Source organism: Streptomyces halobius (genome assembly GCF_023277745.1).
Taxonomy (GTDB): Bacteria; Actinomycetota; Actinomycetes; order Streptomycetales; family Streptomycetaceae; genus Streptomyces; species Streptomyces halobius.
Genome location: NZ_CP086322.1, coordinates 1,807,905 through 1,826,150 on the forward strand (window position 1 = coordinate 1,807,905; position 18,246 = coordinate 1,826,150).

Annotated in this window: 8 protein-coding genes and 3 pseudogenes; 8 read left to right on the forward strand and 3 right to left on the reverse strand. The window is 71.5% G+C overall.

Going from position 1 to position 18,246, the window contains the following annotated elements:
• Positions 1 to 33: 33 nt before the first annotated feature.
• From K9S39_RS08590 to K9S39_RS08600, 3 genes and pseudogenes are all read left to right on the forward strand, one after another.
• Complete coding sequence (locus K9S39_RS08590; protein ID WP_248862731.1) at positions 34 to 774, forward strand: TioE family transcriptional regulator; 741 nt, start codon at positions 34 to 36, stop codon at positions 772 to 774.
• Between the two features lie 56 nt (positions 775 to 830).
• Positions 831 to 2,058 (forward strand): annotated as a pseudogene (locus K9S39_RS08595) (membrane-associated oxidoreductase).
• A 309-nt stretch (positions 2,059 to 2,367) separates the two neighbouring features.
• Positions 2,368 to 4,029, forward strand: a complete 1,662-nt coding sequence (locus K9S39_RS08600) for a BCCT family transporter (protein WP_248862732.1) — start codon at positions 2,368 to 2,370, stop codon at positions 4,027 to 4,029.
• Positions 4,030 to 4,638: 609 nt separating this feature from the next.
• On the opposite strand, the gene K9S39_RS08605 is transcribed toward K9S39_RS08600, so the two are convergent.
• The 3 genes from K9S39_RS08605 to mgtE form a co-directional block, all read right to left on the reverse strand.
• A complete protein-coding gene (locus K9S39_RS08605) occupies positions 4,639 to 5,361 on the reverse strand; it encodes a cation transporter (protein WP_248862733.1) in 723 nt (240 codons plus the stop codon).
• Positions 5,362 to 5,363: 2 nt separating this feature from the next.
• Entirely contained in the window at positions 5,364 to 5,699 is a 336-nt protein-coding gene (locus tag K9S39_RS08610) for an ArsR/SmtB family transcription factor (protein ID WP_248862734.1), read from the reverse strand.
• Between the two features lie 266 nt (positions 5,700 to 5,965).
• Positions 5,966 to 7,333 (reverse strand): magnesium transporter, encoded by a 1,368-nt coding sequence (mgtE, locus tag K9S39_RS08615; protein ID WP_248862735.1) that lies wholly within the window; start codon positions 7,331 to 7,333, stop codon positions 5,966 to 5,968.
• Positions 7,334 to 7,630: 297 nt separating this feature from the next.
• Between mgtE and K9S39_RS08620 the strand changes: the two are divergent.
• The 5 genes and pseudogenes from K9S39_RS08620 to K9S39_RS08640 form a co-directional block, all read left to right on the forward strand.
• Positions 7,631 to 7,744 (forward strand): annotated as a pseudogene (locus tag K9S39_RS08620) (transposase family protein); the annotation flags it as partial.
• Between the two features lie 121 nt (positions 7,745 to 7,865).
• Positions 7,866 to 9,593, forward strand: coding sequence for a BCCT family transporter (locus tag K9S39_RS08625; RefSeq protein WP_248862736.1), 1,728 nt, complete (start codon positions 7,866 to 7,868; stop codon positions 9,591 to 9,593).
• A gap of 241 nt (positions 9,594 to 9,834) precedes the next feature.
• Positions 9,835 to 10,236 carry an RNHCP domain-containing protein gene (locus K9S39_RS08630; protein WP_248868664.1) on the forward strand — a complete coding sequence of 134 codons (402 nt, stop codon included), beginning with the start codon at positions 9,835 to 9,837 and terminating at the stop codon, positions 10,234 to 10,236.
• Positions 10,237 to 10,524: 288 nt separating this feature from the next.
• Positions 10,525 to 10,740: pseudogene (locus K9S39_RS08635) on the forward strand (hypothetical protein); the annotation flags it as partial.
• A 477-nt stretch (positions 10,741 to 11,217) separates the two neighbouring features.
• Positions 11,218 to 18,246, forward strand: a complete 7,029-nt coding sequence (locus K9S39_RS08640; protein ID WP_248862737.1) for a type I polyketide synthase — start codon at positions 11,218 to 11,220, stop codon at positions 18,244 to 18,246.

The following is an 18,246-nucleotide window of genomic DNA, read 5'->3' on the forward strand; positions in this document are numbered from 1 at the left end:
GTCATACTCCGAAGCCTCAAGTCGGTGACAGCCATGCGACCTTCTGACCTCGCGCGCGAGCACGGCATCTCGACCCAGGCGGTCCGCAACTACGAGCGGGACGGGTTCATCCCACCCGCTGAGCGCACACGTAGCGGTTACCGGATCTACACCGCGGTGCATACGGCAGCGCTCCGCGCCTACCTCTCGCTCATTCCGGCGTACGGGCACTCGGCCGGCGGCCAGATCATGAACGCACTCCACGACGACGAACTCGACGACGCCCTGATGATCATCGACCGTGGCCACAGCCAGTTGCTCCGCGACCGGGACACCCTCGATGCGGTGGGGAAAGCGATGGATCACCTGACGGGGTCGGACGCTGCTCCCGACCCCTCAGCAGATCCCGATACCCGAACCATCGGCGAACTCGCCCACCAGCTCCGCCTCACCCCGGCAACCTTGCGCAACTGGGAGGGCGCCGGCATCCTCGCCCCCTCACGCGACCCAGCCACCGGATACCGCGTCTTCCGCGCGAACGACATCCGCGACGCCGAGCTCGCCCACCTCCTCAGACGCGGGGGCTACCCGCTGGACCACATATCCACCGTGGTCCAACAGATCCGAACAGCCGGCGGCACAGACAGACTCTCCAGTGCCCTGGATGACTGGCAACGAAAGCTCACCGCGCAGGGGCTCGCCATGCTCAACTCGGCCACTCAGCTCAGCCACTATCTGACCTTGCTCAACCAGGCTGCTCCCCAGCAGCTCGCGGTCACACCACCCTCTCGTTGACGCGCACCCGCGTCACTCACCTACGGAGAACCGGACTCACAGGAGACTTCGGTGAGTTGACAGCTTCGGGGCCTGCCGTCAGAGTCCCGGCTGATGGACAAAACGATCTTACGCTGGCCGAACTGCGCGTGTGGCGGGCCTTTTCCAGGGGCGCGTCCGTGGACTTCCGTACGGCGGACGACGAGGACACTTCACAGGGGGCGAACTGGGGCCCCGAACGGACCGTACGGGCAGCCGCATTACGGGCCCTGCTCCTCAACGGGCCGCTGGAGGACGGCGAGATACCCGCCCTCGGACTGAGGGGCGCGCGGATCACCGGCGTGCTCACTCTGCAGTACGGCACGATCGACCACGCCATACGGCTGAGCGACTGCTTCTTCGAGGACGTACCCCTGTTGTACGCCTCCCGGCTCCGCCAACTGAACCTGAGCGGCTCCGTACTGCCCGGGCTGGTCGCCGCCACCATACGGGTGGAGGGCGTCCTGCGCATGACGGACTGCCGGTTCACCGGACCGGTGCGGCTCGGCGGCGCCCAGATCGCCGGAGCCCTGTTCCTGGACCGGACCGAGATCACCCCGCGGACACCGAATGGCCCGCGCTCCGGCTCAGCCACGTGGCCATCGGCGACAATCTGTGGGCGCCCGAGCTGCGGACGCACGGGGAGGTGACTCTCAACGGCACCTCGATCGCCGGGTCGGCCACGCTCGACGACGCACGGCTCAGCCATCCGGGCAGCGTCGCCCTCGACGCGCAGACACTCGCTGTGGAAGGGGACTTCCTCATGCGGGGCGTGCATACGCGGGGCTGGATCGGCCTGCGGGGCGCCCGCATCACCGGGCGGCTCGACCTGTCGTACGCATGCCTGTCGCATCCCGGCGACGCGGCGCTGCGCGCGAGCAGCTGCACCGTCGGGGAACTCTGGCTGCGCAAGAGTCCGCCACCCTCCCCTGGTACGGCCGTGCCTGGGGACACCTCCAAGACGTCACCGTCGGCTACGGCTTCCGCCCGATGCTCGCCTGCGTCTGGCTCCTGTCCCTGCTCGCCGTCGGCTCGGTCGCCTACGCCCTGCACCACCCCCGCCCGCTCAAGGCGTCCGAGGCCCCGGACTTCAACCCGGTGTTCTTCACGCTCGACCTGCTGTTGCCGGTGATCTCCTTCGGCCAGGAGGGGGCATTCGCTCCGGAGGGCTGGTACCAGACGCTCTCCTACGCCCTCGTCGTCGCCGGCTGGATTCTGGCCACGACGGTCTTCACCGGCGTGACCCGCACCGTCAGCCGCCAGTGACCGCCCGCGCGGCGCATGGCGTCATGTCGCTCGCCCCCACCGGCAAGGGGCAGGGACGGATCGACACGCCGGCCCCATGCGCCGACTCGGCCCATGCGCGGACTCGGACCCAAGACAGTCCGGGGACCACCTCGTCAACCAGAGCGCGCTTACGACATCCCAGGTCAGGGTGCCGGTCACCATGACGGTGACGCGACAGTGATGTATTCGTGATGTGTGTAACGCATAAATGAGGGCATGCGCGTCCGGGCATCGAGTGTCCGATAAAGATCGAAGACAAGGCTTGGTATTTGCGTGAGTGGGGACAAGGTGGCAAGCCCACCGAGTGACGAAAAACGGGTCGGATCGGCCGACCCGTCCATCGCGAAGTGGGTTTTCATACCCGCCGCGCTGATCATCCTGGCATTTGTCGTGTACGCGACGGCAGCCACGGATAACGCGACGGCCGTGATCAGCAAGGTCAACGAACAGGTGGTCGGCAGCGTCGGGTGGTACTACACCGCCATCGTGGCCCTGTTCGTCGTCTTCGCTCTCTGGGTCGGCATCGGGCACTTCGGCGACATCAAGCTCGGCAAGAACGAGGACAAGGCCGAGTTCGGCCTCGGTTCCTGGCTGGCGATGCTGTTCGCCGCGGGGATGGGTATCGGTCTGGTCTTCTGGGGCGTCGCGGAGCCGCTGACGCACTTCGCGGCCCCGCGCCCCGGCACCGGGGAAGGCTCGGCCGCGCAGGCCCAGGCGTCGCTCGTGCAGACCTTTATGCACTGGGGCATCCACCCCTGGGCCATCTATGTGGTGGTCGGTCTGTCCGTCGCGTACGCCGTGCACCGCAAGGGCCGCCCGGTCTCCATCCGCTGGGCACTGGAGCCGCTGCTCGGCGACCGCGTCAAGGGCGGCCTGGGCAACGCGATCGACATCGTCGCGATCGTCGGCACGCTCTTCGGTGTGGCGACCTCGCTCGGCCTCGGCGTGATGCAGATTTCCTCGGGCCTGGACTTCCTCGGCTGGGTCGATGAGCCGAGTACGAGCCTCCAGGTCGTCCTGATCCTCTGCATCACCGCCGCGGCCGCCGTCTCCGTGGTCACGGGTGTCAAGAAGGGCATCAAGTGGCTGTCGAACGCGAACATGGGCCTCGCCGCCGCGCTGATGATCTTCGTACTCATCGCCGGTCCGACGCTGTTCCTGCTCAATGAGTTCGTCACGGACATCGGCGCGTACCTCCAGAACCTCCTGCGGCTGTCCTTCGACACCGGCGCCATGCAGGGGCAGGAAGGCGAGGACTGGCAGAGCGGCTGGACCACCTTCTACTGGGGCTGGTGGATCTCCTGGGCCCCCTTCGTCGGTATCTTCATCGCCCGGATCTCGCGCGGCCGTACCGTCCGTGAGTTCGTCCTCGGCGTGATGCTCGTCCCGACCCTGCTGACCTTCTTCTGGTTCGCCGTCTTCGGTGGTGCGGGTCTGCACCTGGAGATGTTCGGCGACGGCGGGATCGTCGACAAGGAGAACGGTGTCGACAAGAACAGCGCGCTGTTCCAGCTCCTTGACACGCTGCCGGGCGGTGCCTTTATCGCCGGTGTCGCGATCCTGCTGATCGTGCTGTTCTTCGTGACGTCCTCCGACTCCGGTTCGTACGTCGTCGACATGCTGGCCAGCGGTGGCGACCCCAATCCGCCGGTGTGGAGCCGTGTCTTCTGGGCGGTGCTCGAAGGTGCGGTGGCGATCGCGCTGATCGTCGCGGGCGGCAGCGAATCGCTCGGCGCGTTGCAGACGATGGCGATCCTGATCGCGCTGCCGTTCAGCTTCATCATGCTCGGTATGTGCTATTCGACGATCAAGGAGTTCCGCCGAGAACGGGCGCGGTATCTGGCGCATCAGCGCCGGATCCAGACCGAGGAGCTCACCGACAAGGTGGTCGCCGCGATCGACGCGGTCAACGGCGATGGTGACGGCGGAAGCCGGGCCAAGACGCTGTGACCGGCTGACGCCACAGCGCCCAGCCTCCGAGAGGGTGTCCGGTGCACCGGGTCATGACGACCGGCGCACCGGGCACCCTCTCAGCGCAGCGACCGGTTTCCGTCGGCCGGCGCGGTCAGCGGCGAGCCGGGTGGGGCAGGGAGGGGCGCCGTCTCGCCTGGTGGCACGTGGCGGGCGTGGCCTGTCGCGATCCCGACAGGAGGGGTCTCGGCGGGGCTCACGCACCAGCCGGGCGCTCACCGCCGTCACGCGGCCGGGCCCACACCCGAGACCGGCCACCGGCCGCCGTCCGGCACCGTCGGGCCCGCCGTCGGTCAGGCCCGCGGGCAGTCGGGCCCGCCGTCAGTCAGGCCCGCCGTCGGCCCGTACGAGCTCGGCAACGCGCCGTGCATCGCGCGCCCCGGCGGATTGGCCTCGATCGAGCCCGGACTTGTGGCGCTCGGCGTGATCGTTGGCGACAGGCGACAGGCAACAGGCAACAGGCAACGTAGAACGCCTGGGTGGTGCGCAGGTGAGGGGCAGGGAGTTCTGGGAGGGTTCGGTCATGGTCGGGCACCCACTGCCCGGGACCGACAAACCTGCGCCGTCGGTCGGTGGCCGGTGAGCGGATCAGTTGCGGCAGTCGCATCCGGAGCGGCAGCCGCAGGCGTCCGCATCGGGGCCGGTGTACGGCGGCACCGCGGGGGTGGCGGGTGCGCAGCAGCCCTTGCCCTGCCAGGCGTTATGGCCTTCCTTGACGGCTATGGCGGCGATGGCGAGGGCGGCGACCGGATCGGCCCAGGACCAGCCGAGGGTGGCGTTGAGGACCAGGCCGGCCAGGAGCACGGCGGAGAGGTAGGTGCACAGCAGGGTCTGTTTGGAGTCCGCGACCGCGCTGGCCGAGCCGATCGCGCGTCCGGCGCTGCGTTGCGCGGCGGACAGGAAGGGCATCACCGCGAGGGAGAGTGCGGCGAGCACGATGCCGGGGAGTGAGCGTTCGGCTTCGCCGGTGCCGATCAGGGCGCGGACGGCGTCGACGGTGACGTACGCGGCGAGCGCGAAGAAGGACAGCGCGATGATCCGCAAGGTGGTCTTCTCGCGGGCCGCGCGCAGTGTGTGGTCGCGGGCGGAGAACTGCCAGGCGACCGCGGCGGCGGAAGAGACCTCGATGACGGAGTCGAGGCCGAAGCCGATCAGGGCGGTGGAGGAGGCGAGGGTGCCGGCGGTGAGGGCGACGAGCGCCTCGATGGCGTTGTAGGTGATGGTCGCGGCGACCAGCAGCCGTATCCGCTTGGCGAGCGCGTCACGGCGGGTGGGGTCGACGTCGAGTGATCTGGGGGTCTCCGCGGCCATGGTCAGCAGCAGCCCTTCTCGTCCGTCTCGGCGCAGGTGCGGTCGGTCTCGACGGCTACCACGGCGGTGCGCAGGTCGTCGAGCGCGTGGCCGAGGCGGGGGTCGGCGAGTTCGTAAAGGGTGCGGCGGCCGTCGGGGACGGTGACGACCAGGCCGCAGTCGCGCAGGCATGCCAGGTGATTCGACAGGCGGGTCCGGGAGATGCCAAGGGTGTCGGCGAGGTCGGAGGGGTAGGCCGGGGCCTTGAGCACGGCGAGCAGGATGCGGCAGCGGATCGGGTCGGCGAGCGCGCGGCCGAACCGGGCCAGCACCTCGACGTCGGAAGCGAGTGTCAGCACACCAACACAGTACAGGTTTCCCTGAATTCAGGACAGCGTGAATCAATCAATCCTTGCCGTCGCCCTCGCCATGCCTCGCCACGTCCTCGACGGCGGCGAGGCAGTGCGGCCACTGACTGCGGGGCGATGGCTCTTGCGGTGAGGGCCGCCGGCAGGGCGGGCAGGCGGACCGGCCTCATCGCTCTGGCTGTCGCGGGCCTGCCCGTCTACGGCACACACCGGCGTATGCGCGCCGTGGGCGGTGTGACTCCCGCCCTGGGTCGGGGTCAGACGCCCAGGACGGCTTTCGCTGTCAGGAAGTAGATGACCAGGCCGGTGGCGTCCACCAGAGTCGTCACCATCGGGGCGGAGACGACCGCCGGGTCGATCCGCAGCCGCTTGGCCAGCAGCGGCATGGTGCCGCCGATGGTCGCCGCCCATCCGCAGATCAGCACCAGGGTGATGCCGACCACCAGGGCGATCTTCGCGCTGACGACCATCGTGCCCACCACCAGCCCGAGCAAGGCCAGCAACGAGCCCAGGACGAGGCCGACGCGGCATTCGCGCCAGATCACTTTCAGCAGGTCCGAGCCGCGGACTTCGCCGACCGCCAGGGCGCGCACGCAGGCGGTGGCGGCCTGGGCGCCGGCGTTGCCGCCTGCGCCGATGAGCATGGGGATGAACAGGGCGAGGGCGGCGACCTGCTCCAGGGTGGCCTCGAACGCCCGGGTCACGCCGACCGTGAGGGTCGCCGCGACCAGCAGCAGGCTCAGCCACAGGGCCCGGTAGCGGGCGAGCTGCCACACGGAGGCGGCCATGTAGTGGCCGGCCCAGGGGGCGGCGCCGGCCTGGCGGGCGACGTCCTCGGTGTCGGCGGCCTCGATGACCTCCACGGCGTCGTCGATGGTGAACAGTCCGACGAGGCGGTCCTCGCTGTCGACGACGGGCAGGTTCAGGTCGTTGGTCTCCCGCATCAGCCGGGCGGCCTGCTCGGCGGAGTCGGTGGCATACGCGGAGGTCGGCTCGGTGACGACCAGCTTCGAGATCATCATGTCCGGCGGGTTGAGCACCAGCTCCCGCAGCTCCACGATGCCGGTCAGCCGCCGCCCGGAGTCCACCACGGGCAGTGTGTATACCGTCTCCGCGTCCGCCCCCTTGGCCCGTACGGTCCGCAGCGCCTGCTCCACGGTCAGATCCTGCGCCAGCGCCACCACCTCAGGCGTCATATAGCGGCCGACCGAGCCCTCCGGGTAGCCGAGCAAGGCGGAGGTCATCCGCCGCTCGTGCGGGCTCAGCCCGGCGAGCACCCTCTTGACGACCTTGGCCGGGGCCTCCCGCAGCATCCTGGCCCGGTCGTCGGGGTCCATGCCCTCGATGAGATCCAGGAAGGAGCGGTCACGCAGCCCTTCCAGGATCGGCTGTTGGTCTACCGGCTCCAGCTCCTCGAAGACGGCCAGCGCTTGGTCCTTGTGCAGCAGACGGAAGGCCACCACGGCATCGACCGCGTCCATACGCGCCAGCTCATCGGCGATCACATGCGGCGGGTGCGTCTCCAGCCACTCCTGAGCCGCATCCAGCCGGTGGCCCTTGACGACATCTTGCAGCGACTCGGCCGGCTCCGCGCTCGGCTCGTAGGGCGGATACGACTGCGGCATGACAGATCCTCAGCGGCGGTGGAGATCGAACATCGGGCACCAAGAAGCACCGCGAGCACCGCCCCACGCTGTACTCCGTCAGCAGCGGAGAGGCGGCCCTTGAGCGGTGGTGCTATACGGACTAGGAGGCTCGCTGCGCATCACAGCACCACCCCCGCTCTCAGATCCACTACCGGTGCACCGCGCCACACGCTGGAAGACGCGATCGCAGGATACCGCGCACCCCCATCGGGATCGGCAGCCCCCCGCTCCATCACCAGGGCCGGCGCCCCTCGGTCGCCACCGTGTCGCACCTGTTGGCGCGCGAACGCGACGATGCCCCAGCTCGCTCCGCTGTTCGGAGTGTCCGAGTCGGCAGCGGACCGCATCATCGACCATCTCGGGCCGATACTCGCGCCCCAGCCCGCAAGAGGTGCGCAGTCGCGCCGCCGCGGCCCTCTCCGCAGAAGCGAGCCCCGCCCATGGTCGGAGTCGCCGACGAACGGCGCGCCAGTCCCATGAATCCGATGATTTCGCAGCATAGTGGGGCGCCATGAGCACGGAGCCCACATATCCCGTCGCCCCCGACCAGCAGCCGCAGGAACAGCCCCCGGACCCGACGATCGTGACCATCGGCGTGGTGGCGGTTCTGCTGGTGGTGGGGTGGGCGTCCATCGGGAAGGACAACTTCGCCGGTGTGTCGGACGCCGCCCTGGGCTGGGTGCTGGGCAATTTCGGCTGGCTTTTCGTGGTGGCCGCCGATTTCTTCCTGGTCCTGTGTGTCGTCATCGCTTTCAGCCGGTTCGGAATGATTCGTCTCGGCCGGGACGACGCGGAGCCGGAATTCACCAATCTCGCGTGGATCGCGATGATGTTCAGCGCCGGAATGGGTATCGGCCTGATGTTCTACGGTGTGGGCGAACCGCTCCAGCACTATGTGTCACCGCCACCCGGCTCCGGCGCGGAGGGCGAGACCCTGGACGCGGCCCGCACGGCCATGGAGTACTCCTTCTTCCACTGGACGCTCACCCCATGGGCCATCTACGGCGTCGCCGGGCTCGCCCTGGCCTACGCGGGCTTCCGCAAGGCCCGCAGCAACCGGCTGAGCTCGGCCTTCGTCCCCCTGATCGGCGAGCGGCGGGCCAACGGAAGGCCCGGCAAGGCGATCGATCTGCTGGCGGTCTTCGCCACCGTCTTCGGCACGGCGACCAGCCTCGGCCTGGGCACGCTCCAGGTCGCCCAGGGCCTCCATCTGACGGCGGGGACGCCCGACTCCCGGACGCTGGACCTGATCATCATCGCCTCGCTGTCGGCGGCTTTCGTGGCCTCGGCCTTCTCCGGGCTGCACCGGGGGGTGAAGTGGCTGAGCACGATCAACATCCTGCTGGCGGCGCTGCTGATGACATTCGTCTTCGTGGTCGGCCCGACCGTGTACGCGCTGGACACGATCCCGGCGAGCCTGGGCGGATACCTCAGCCAGCTCTTGCCGATGGCCTCCCGGACCGGCGCCTTCACCGACCCCCACTGGATGGGCAAGTGGACGGTCTTCTACTGGGCGTGGTGGCTGTCCTGGGCGCCCTTCGTCGGCACGTTCCTCGCCCGCATCTCGCACGGCAGGACCATCCGCGAGTTCCTCATCGGGGTGCTGCTGGTTCCCAGCGGCGCGACCATGGTCTGGTTCTCCGTCATGGGCGGCAGCGCGATCCGCCGGGACGCGACCGGGCAGGCGCACCTCGCGGAGAGGGTCGACGAGGGCGCGGAGGCGTCCCTGTTCGGGCTGCTGGACAGCCTGCCACTGGGCACGCTCACCTCGTGGGTGGCGATGGTGCTGGTGATGACGTACTTCGTGACGAGCGCCGACTCGGCCTCACTCGTCATGGGCTCGCTGACCAGTCGGGGCGCGCTGCACCCCCGTACCTGGCTGGTCATCCTCTGGGGCACGCTGATGGCCTCGGTCGCGGCCGTGCTCCTGGTCGCGGGCGGGCTCACCGCACTGCAGACGGCGACAATCCTGGTGGCGCTGCCGTTCGCGCTCGTGATGCTGGCGCTGTGCTGGTCGCTGCTCACCGAGCTGCGCGAGGACCCGGGCGCCGGTCCCCCGCGGCACGCCCTGCACGGGCTGCGGGACGCGGTGACGGCCATGGTCGGCGAAGCGGTCACCCAACACGGCAGGCCCCGGCACCCGCGGCTGCAGCGGCTACGCCGCGCGGCCGGAATGCGGCGCGGCGAGGGCGGCGACCGCGGGGACGGAGGCTACGGGGGCGACGGCTCGGGGCAGTGACGGTCCGCGGGCGCGGAGGGCGGGACGCGGCGCGCACAACGCGGCGTCGGTGGCCGGGCTCATGCGCCGGTCACATGGTCGACGTTCGGGCCGCGCTCCCGCAGCCGCGATCGGGGCGGCGCTTCGGGTATCCGAGCCGCCCGAAAGGACACCCGCTGGCCGGCGGTCACCGGCCAGGCACGTTGCTGCGGTCGCCGTACGGCCGGGTCGGCCGGCCGCGCCACGGCGTAAGGACTCAGCGCTGCGCGCCCGCGGGCGGCGCATACAGCGGCACAAGGACGTCTTCCCTCCACACGGCGGCCACCGGGCCCATGACTTCCGGTGCGTCGGCTGCCGACTCGACGTGTCCCTGGTCGCCCCGGGTACCGCGCACCGCAACCACTGCCCGAACTGCCTGGCCAGCCTGCACGTGGACCGCCACGTTCCGGGGGACCGCGACGCATCCTGCCGCGGACGTATGGAGGCGCTGAGCATGTCCGTACGCGCGGACGGCGAGTGGATGATCGTCCACCGGTGCTTGTCCTGCGGCGCGTTGAGCGCCAACCGGATCGCCGGTGACGACAACGCCCTGGCCCTGGTGCGGCTGGCGCTGCGACCGCTGCGCGACACCAGCATCGCGAGTAGGGCACTCCTCACCCTGTGAAAGGACGGGCCGCCGCGGCCAGTGCACCGAACTGGCCGCGGCGGCCCCGTGGTACCAGGAGTCGTACCGGGAATCGTACGAGTAAATTCGGGCGCCGCCGGGCGGGAGGCCCCGGTTGCAGTGACGACATGTCTACGCAACGAGTTTCCCAGCCGAGGACCCGCTTCCACGCCAGAAGTGTGTTTTTGTGCTTTCTCGGAGCGTCACCCATGATTACCGCTCGCAATGTCGAGCTGCGCGCGGGCGCGCCTGCTGCTGTCCGACATCTCCTTCACCATCTCCCCCGGCGACCGGATCGAGTTCCTGGCGGCCGTCGGCTCGTATCCCGGCGCGATCGTGATGGTCACCCACGACGAGGGCGCCATCGACGCCCCGCGCCCGGACCGCGTCCTGCTGCTGCCGGACGTATCCGCGTCCGGACGCAGCCACGGCGAGGCATCGACTGCTGCAGCACACTCGCCCCTGGCAGTCTTCGGCGATCCGGTATCTCTGTGCATGTCCTGACCCGTGCATGCCGACCGGGCAGGATGGCGACGGCGCTCGAAAAGGGAGCAGCAGAAACGACCTGACTGCCTGCCCCCTCACCGTGCCGACTGCCTGCCCCCTCACCGTGACAGGACTCCGGCACCTGCCGGCAGTTTGCCCCCTGGGCAGCGGACTCGCGCGTCTGCGCAAGCGCTCGCCAGGCACCGGAAGTTCATGTTGTGGCAATCCACGGGTAAACAGTTGGGCCTGTATTCAGTACGGGCGAGGGGGAAACTTGTACTGCGCGTTAACAAATGCCAGGAGAAACGGTGTTTTCTTGACGTGGCGACCTGTTTCTGTCAATTCTGTGAGCCACCGAAGTTCCGTGCCCGGCGCGTGATCCGACGGCGATATCAGGCATGCCTATCGAGGCCAACGGGGGCCCTTTGCCTATCGGTGGCGTCGCGCCCCTCTCTTCTCCCCCCTTGAACTGATCATTCTTTTTCCGGAGTGCCTGTGGCAACCGAAGCTGTCCTGGGAATCAGTCCCTTCGGCGAACCCGCCCCGAGACTGGTCGCGGCCGTCTGCCGGGCCGGCGGGCTCGGCGTGCTCGACCTGGGATCCGGAAACCGTCCGGCCAGGGAGGCACTGTCCCTGCTCCGGCAGTGGGCGCCGGGCCCGTTCGGGGTGCGCGTCGGCGGGGGCTGTGCTCTCACCCCGTCCGACCTGGCGGACGGCGGAGGCGTGCACACGGTGCTGCTCGCCGCCGATGCGCCGCTGGGGCCGGGCGATTTCGGCGCCGCCCAGCGGGTCCTGGTCGAGGTGACCTGCCTGGAGGAGGCGCGGTCGGCTGCCCGTGCCGGTGCGTACGGTCTGGTCGCCCGCGGTCATGAGAGCGGCGGGCGGATCGGCGAGCTGAGCACGTTCGTACTGCTCCAACAGCTGCTGGCGGACGATGAGCTGCCCCTGCCGGTCTGGGCCTGCGGCGGCATCGGCCCGCACACCGCCGCGGCCGCGGTGGTCGGCGGGGCGACGGGAGTGGTCCTGGACACCCAGCTGGCACTGCTGGAGGAGTCCGGGCTCCCGGAGGACGTGGCCGCCGCGGTGCGGACCATGGACGGCTCGGAGACGGTGGTGACGGGCGGGTACCGCGTACTGCGCCGCCGGGGGCCGCAGGCGCCGCCGATTCCGCCGGACCCGGCGGACGTGGCCGGCCTGCTCGGCGCCCGGGACCTGCGCACCCAGTTGCTCCCCGTCGGGCAGGACGGCTTCCTGGCCGCCCGCTTCGCGCGGCGGTGGGGCGACGTCGGCCGGGCGGTCCGTGCGGTGGCCGACGCCGTCGTGGAAGCGGTACGCGATGATGGGCCGTCGGGCGCGCTTCGCCCCGACTCCCCGATGAGCCGGGCGATGGGCACCCCACTGCCCATCGCCCAGGGTCCGATGACCAGGGTCAGCGACCAGGCGCGTTTCGCCTCGGCGGTCGCCGGGCACGGCGCGCTGCCCTTCCTGGCGCTCGCGCTGGCCGGGCCCGAGCAGACGCGGGCGCTGCTGGAGCAGACCCGTACCGCCCTGGGGGACCGGCCCTGGGGCGTGGGTGTGCTCGGCTTCGCGCCCGAGCAGGTCAAGGCCGCACAGCTGGAGGCCATCAGGGAGTTCCGTCCGGCCTGCGCCATCATCGCCGGCGGGCGTCCCTCCCAGGCGTCCGCGCTGGAGGACGTCGGTGTCGAAACGTTCCTGCATGTGCCTTCGCCCGGCTTGCTGCAGCAGTTCCTGGACGCCGGGGCGCGCAAGTTCGTCTTCGAGGGCTCGGAGTGCGGCGGTCACGTCGGGCCGCGCAGCAGCTTCGCGCTGTGGGAGGCCCAGGTCGCGCTGCTGACCGACTTCCTCGACACCGGCAACGGCGCCGACCCCGGCGAGCTGCGGGTGTTCTTCGCCGGAGGCATCCACGACGAGCGGTCGGCGGCGATGGTCGCCGCGCTCGCCGCGCCGCTGACCTCGCGCGGGGTGTGCGTGGGCGTGCTCATGGGCACCGCGTATCTGTTCACCGAGGAGGCGGTGGGCTGCGCGGCAGTGCGGCCGCAGTTCCAGCGGCAGGTCGTGGCAGCGCGCCGTACCGAGCTGCTGGAGACCGCGCCGGGACACGCGACACGCTGTGTGAGCAGCCCTTTCACGGATGACTACCTGGGCATCAAGGACGAGCTGCGGGCACAGGGCGTACCGGACCGGCAGACGTGGGAGCGGCTGGAGCAGCTCAACGTCGGCCGGCTCAGGATCGCCAGCAAGGGAGTCGAGCGGGTCGGCGACGAGCTGGTCGAGGTGGACGAGGAACGCCAGCTCGCCGAGGGCATGTTCATGGCCGGCCAAGTGGCCGTCCTGCGCTCCGCGACCACCACGGTCCCCGCGCTGCACGCCTCCGTCAGCTCGGCCGCCGCCGACTTCTTCACCGCGCGGGCCGGGCGGCTGCGCGAGCGGTTCGGCACCGGGCAGGTCCGCGACGGCACCCCTGCCCCGGCCCCGTTGGACGTCGCCGTGGTCGGCATGGCCTGCATGTTCCCGGGCGCCCCGGACCTCGCCGACTACTGGGCGAATATCGTCGCGGGCGCCGACGCCGTCACCGAGGTGCCGGAGGAGAGGTGGGACACACAGGTCTATTACGCGCCCGAGGCGGACGGCGGGCGCACCGAATCCAAATGGGGCGGCTTCCTGCCGGACATCCCCTTCGACCCGCTGCGCTACGGCATTCCCCCGTCCTCACTGGGGAGTATCGAGCCCGTACAGCTGCTGGCGCTGGAGGCCGCCCGGCGGGCGCTCGATGACGCCGGGTACGAGGCGAGGAAGTTCGACCGCTCCCGGGCCTCGGTGGTCTTCGGAGCCGAGGCAGGCAGCGACCTGTCCAACGCCGCCACGCTGCGCGCCCTGCTCCCCGCCTACCTGGGGCAGCTGCCGCCCGAGCTGGACGCACAGCTGCCCAGGCTCACCGAGGACTCCTTCCCCGGCATGCTGGCCAATGTCATCTCCGGGCGGATCGCCAACCGGCTCGACCTGCGCGGGGCGAACTACACCGTGGACGCGGCCTGCGCCTCTTCGCTGGCCGCGGTGGACGTGGCGTGCAAGGAACTGGCCGGCGGCACCAGCGACCTCGTGCTGTGCGGCGGCGCCGACCTGCACAACGGCATCAACGACTATCTGCTGTTCTCCTCGGTGCACGCGCTCTCGCCGACCGGCCGCTCGCGCACCTTCGACAGCGCGGCGGACGGCATCGCGCTCGGCGAGGGTGTGGCCTGCGTCGTACTGAAACGGCTGGCCGACGCGGAGCGCGACGGTGACCGGGTGTACGCGGTCATCAAGGGCGTCGGCAGCGCCAGCGACGGCAAGTCCCTGGGCCTGACCGCCCCGCGCCGCGACGGGCAGCGCGCGGCACTGGAGCGCGCCTACCGCAACGCGGGGATCTCGCCCGACCGGGTCGGCCTGGTCGAGGCGCACGGCACCGGCACCGTGGTCGGTGACCGGACCGAACTCAGCGCCCTGACCGAGGTGTTCACCGAGGCCGGAGCGGAACCGGGCGGCTGTGTGCTCGGCTCGGTGAAGTCGCAGATCGGGCACACCAAGTGCGCGGCCGGCCTGGCCGGACTGATCAAGACCGCGATGGCCCTGCACACCGGGGTCAGGCCGCCCACGGCACAGCTGCGCCGGCCCAACCCCGCCTGGCAGGAGGGGGTCAGCCCGTTCGTCTTCCACACCGCCGCGCGGCCGTGGGCGGCACCGCTGGCCGAGCGGTTCGCCGGGGTCAGCGCCTTCGGCTTCGGCGGCACCAACTTCCATGTCGTGCTGCGGGCCCACGATGCCGGGCCGCCGCCGGAGCAGGGCCTGGCCTCCTGGCCCGCCGAACTGTTCGTCTTCCACGGCACCGACCGCGAGGACGCCGCCCGGTCGATCGAGCAGCTGCTGGCACTGGAGAACGACCGGGACGGCCGGCCATGGCGGCTGCGTGACTTCGCGCTGGCCGCCGCGCGCCGCGGCGACGCCAGCGGGAAGCCCGTGCAGGCGGCGGTCGTCGCCGGTGATCTGGATGAACTGGCCGGGCTGCTGAAGCGGGCCCTGGCCGGTGAACACGACCCGTCGGCAGGTGTCTTCAGCGCCGCGGCGGAGGGCCGGTACCAGGGGGACGGGGCGCGGGGCGAGGATCAGGGCGCCGGGGGCGGTGCGGCCGTGGCGTTCCTCTTCCCCGGCCAGGGCAGCCAGCGCACCGGCATGCTCGCCGACTTGTTCGTCGCCTTCCCCGAGATCCAGCGCTACCTCCGGCTCGGCCGCCGGTGGGCGGAGGCCGTCCACCCGCCGACCGCGTTCGACCCCGCCGTCGCCGACGAGCAGCGGGCCCGGCTCACCGACACCAGGACCGCCCAGCCCGCGCTGGGCATCACGGGGCTGGCGGTGCACGATCTGCTCGGCCGCGCCGGAGTGCGCCCGGACATGACGGCGGGGCACAGCTACGGCGAACTGGTCGCGCTGTGCGCCGCCGGGGCCTTCGGTCCCGAGACCCTGCTGGAGCTGAGCGCGGCACGGGCGGAGGCGATCCTCGACGCCGCCGGCCCCGACCCGGGCACCATGGCCGCGGTCGCGGCCGCGCCCGAGGACGTCGCCGAGCGGCTGGGCGCCGTCGGCCTGGCGGACCGCGTGGTCGTCGCGAACCACAACGCCCCCGCGCAGACCGTCGTTTCCGGTCCGACCGAGGCGGTCGCGGAGGCGGTGCGGCTGCTGCGCGAGAACGGCATCGCCGCCAAGCCGATCCCGGTGGCCTGCGCCTTCCACAGCCCCGGCGTGGCCGGTGCCGGGGCGCGCTTCGCCGAGATCCTCGCGGACGTGCCGCTGCGCGAACCGGAGACGCCGGTGTGGTCCAACCGCACGGCGGCCGCCTATGCGGGGCGGCCCGAGGACATACGGGCCGAACTGGCCGCCCAACTCGCCGCCCCCGTGCGCTTCGTGGCGCAGATCGAGGCCATGTACGAGGCGGGCGCCCGGGTCTTCGTCGAGGCCGGCCCCGGCTCCGCACTCACCGGACTGGTGTCCAAGATCCTCGGCGACCGCCCGCACACCGCGGTCAGCTGCGACCCGCCGGGCGGCCAGGGGCTGCGCGGCTTCCTCACCGCGCTCGCCCAGCTCGCCCTCGCGGGCGTACGGGTGCACACCGGCGGGCTGTTGCGCGGCCGCGGCGCCGTCGAACCGGGCCGGGTGCGCTCGGCCGCGTCCCCGTCCGCCCCTGCCGGCACCCGCCCCGGCTGGACCGTCAACGGACAGCTGGTGCGCACTCTCGACGGCAACCCCCTGCCCGGCTCCCTCATGCCGGCCCGACGTATCCAGGAGATGACCGTGACCGAGGCGCACAGCGGCGACGCCGTCACCAACCGGGACCAGATGATCCATGACTTCCTGCGGGCCGGCCGGGAGATCGTCGCCGCCCAGCGCGATGTGCTGCTCACCTACTTCGGTGGTGCGGAAGGCCTGCCTGCCGCGGCGCCGGTCCCGGCAGTGCCGGTGGAGCCCGTGCCGGTCCAGGCAGTGCCCGGGGCGCCTGTGCCGGTCCCGGCCGCGCTGCCGCCTCCCGAGCCGGTCTCGGCCGCGTCCGCTCAGCCGCCGGCCGCGCCGGACCGAGCGCCGGAGTCCGCCGCACCGCGGGCGCTGTCCGGGGCGGACGTCCTGCGCACCGTCCTGGACATCATCAGCGAACGCACCGGCTACCCCCTGGAGATGATCGAGCCCGATCTCGACCTCGAAGCCGACCTGAGCATCGACTCGATCAAGCGGATCGAGATCGTCGGCGAGCTGGCCGCCCGCGTCGGCTTCGGCGGCCCGGACGCGGGGGCTCTGCCGCGGCTCGACGACGCGGAGCTGGAGACGCTGGCCAAGGCCCGTACGGCCGCGGGCATGGCCGACGCGCTGGCCGCGCGGCTGCCGGTCCCCGGGCACACCACGGAACCGAGGACCTCCGAGGAGCAGACCCCGGACCGCCCACCGGTCGCGGAGGGCCACCCGGCCACCGCCTCCGTGGCCGGCGAGGCGCCCAGCAGACTGGTGCTGCGCGAGGTGCCCCTCGCGGAGCCCGACGGGGACACCGCCGCGCTCGCCGGCAAAAGGTTCGCGCTGATCGGGAGCCGCGGCCCGGTTGCCGAGAGCCTGGCCGCCCACCTCGACGAGCACGGCGCGCACGCGCTCGTACGGGATCCGGGGCACCTGCTCGACGACGAGGACGGCCCACTGGACGGCGTGTTCCATCTGGAGGCGCTGGCCGGCACCGGCGGTTCCGGCACCAGCGGCCCGCTCCTGCCCGACTCCTTCCCGGTGTTCCAGGCCGCACTGCGGCGCGGCCCGCGATGGCTCATAGCGGCCGCGCCGGACTCCGCCGCGTCGGCCCTCTCTCCGGACGGCCGGGCGGACGGCCTGCGAGGAATGTTCCGCACCATCGCCCGCGAGTACCCGGACACCCTCGCCAGGGTCGTCGAGCTCGCCCCGGACGAGTCGCCGGCGCGGCTGGCGGCGGGGCTGGTAGGCGAGTTGCTCGCCGGTGCGGAGGCTCCGGTCGTCCTCCGCACGGCGGGCGGCCGCCGCGGCCTCGAACTGGTCGAGGCCGGCCTCGGCCCGCTGGCCGGCAGGGGCGCCGGCCCGGCCGGGGACGGCGCTGCCGAGGCCGAGGCCATGGGCCTGGACCGTGACTCGGTCGTACTGCTGGCCGGCGGGGCGCGCGGTATCACCGCGCGGTTCGCCGCGACCCTCGCGGCGGCCGCCCGCTGCCGGATCGAGCTGGTGGGCAGGACCCCCGCACCGACCGGGCCGGAGGACGCGGCCACGCGCGAGGCCACCGACCGCACCGCGCTGCGCGCCGCTCTCGCGGCACAGGGCGGCCGTTCGGCGGCCGGGATCGAGCAGGCCGTCACGCGGATCCTGGCCCAGCGGGAGATCACCGCAACCGTGGAGCGGCTGCGCGGACTGGGCAGCGCGGTGCGCTACCACTCGGCGGACCTGCGTGACGCCGAGGCGGTGCGGCGGCTGGTGACCGGCATCCACGCCGAACACGGCCGGCTGGACGGCGTGGTCCACGCCGCCGGGGTCATCGAGGACCGGGTACTCGCGGACAAGGACCTCGACTCCTTCCGGCGGGTGTTCGGCACCAAGGTGGAGGGTGCGCGCACGCTGCTCACGACGCTGGAGGACCTGCCGGACGGGCCCCGGTTCGCCGTCCTGTTCGGCAGCGTCGCGGCCGTCCTCGGCAACCGCGGCCAGGTCGACTACGCCGCCGCCAACGACGCGCTGCAGCACCTGGGCAGCCGCTGGGCCGCGCGCACCGGCAACCGGGCGCTGACGGTGCACTGGGGACCGTGGGCGCCCACCGGTGAGCACGACGGCATGGTCACCCCGGAGCTCGCCCGTGAGTACGCCCGGCGCGGGGTCAGGCTGATCGACCCCGAAGAGGGCACGCTGTGCCTGCTGCGCGAACTCGCCTACGGCGAGCCGTCGGCCGACGCCGTGGTCTACACCGCATCGGGCTGGTGA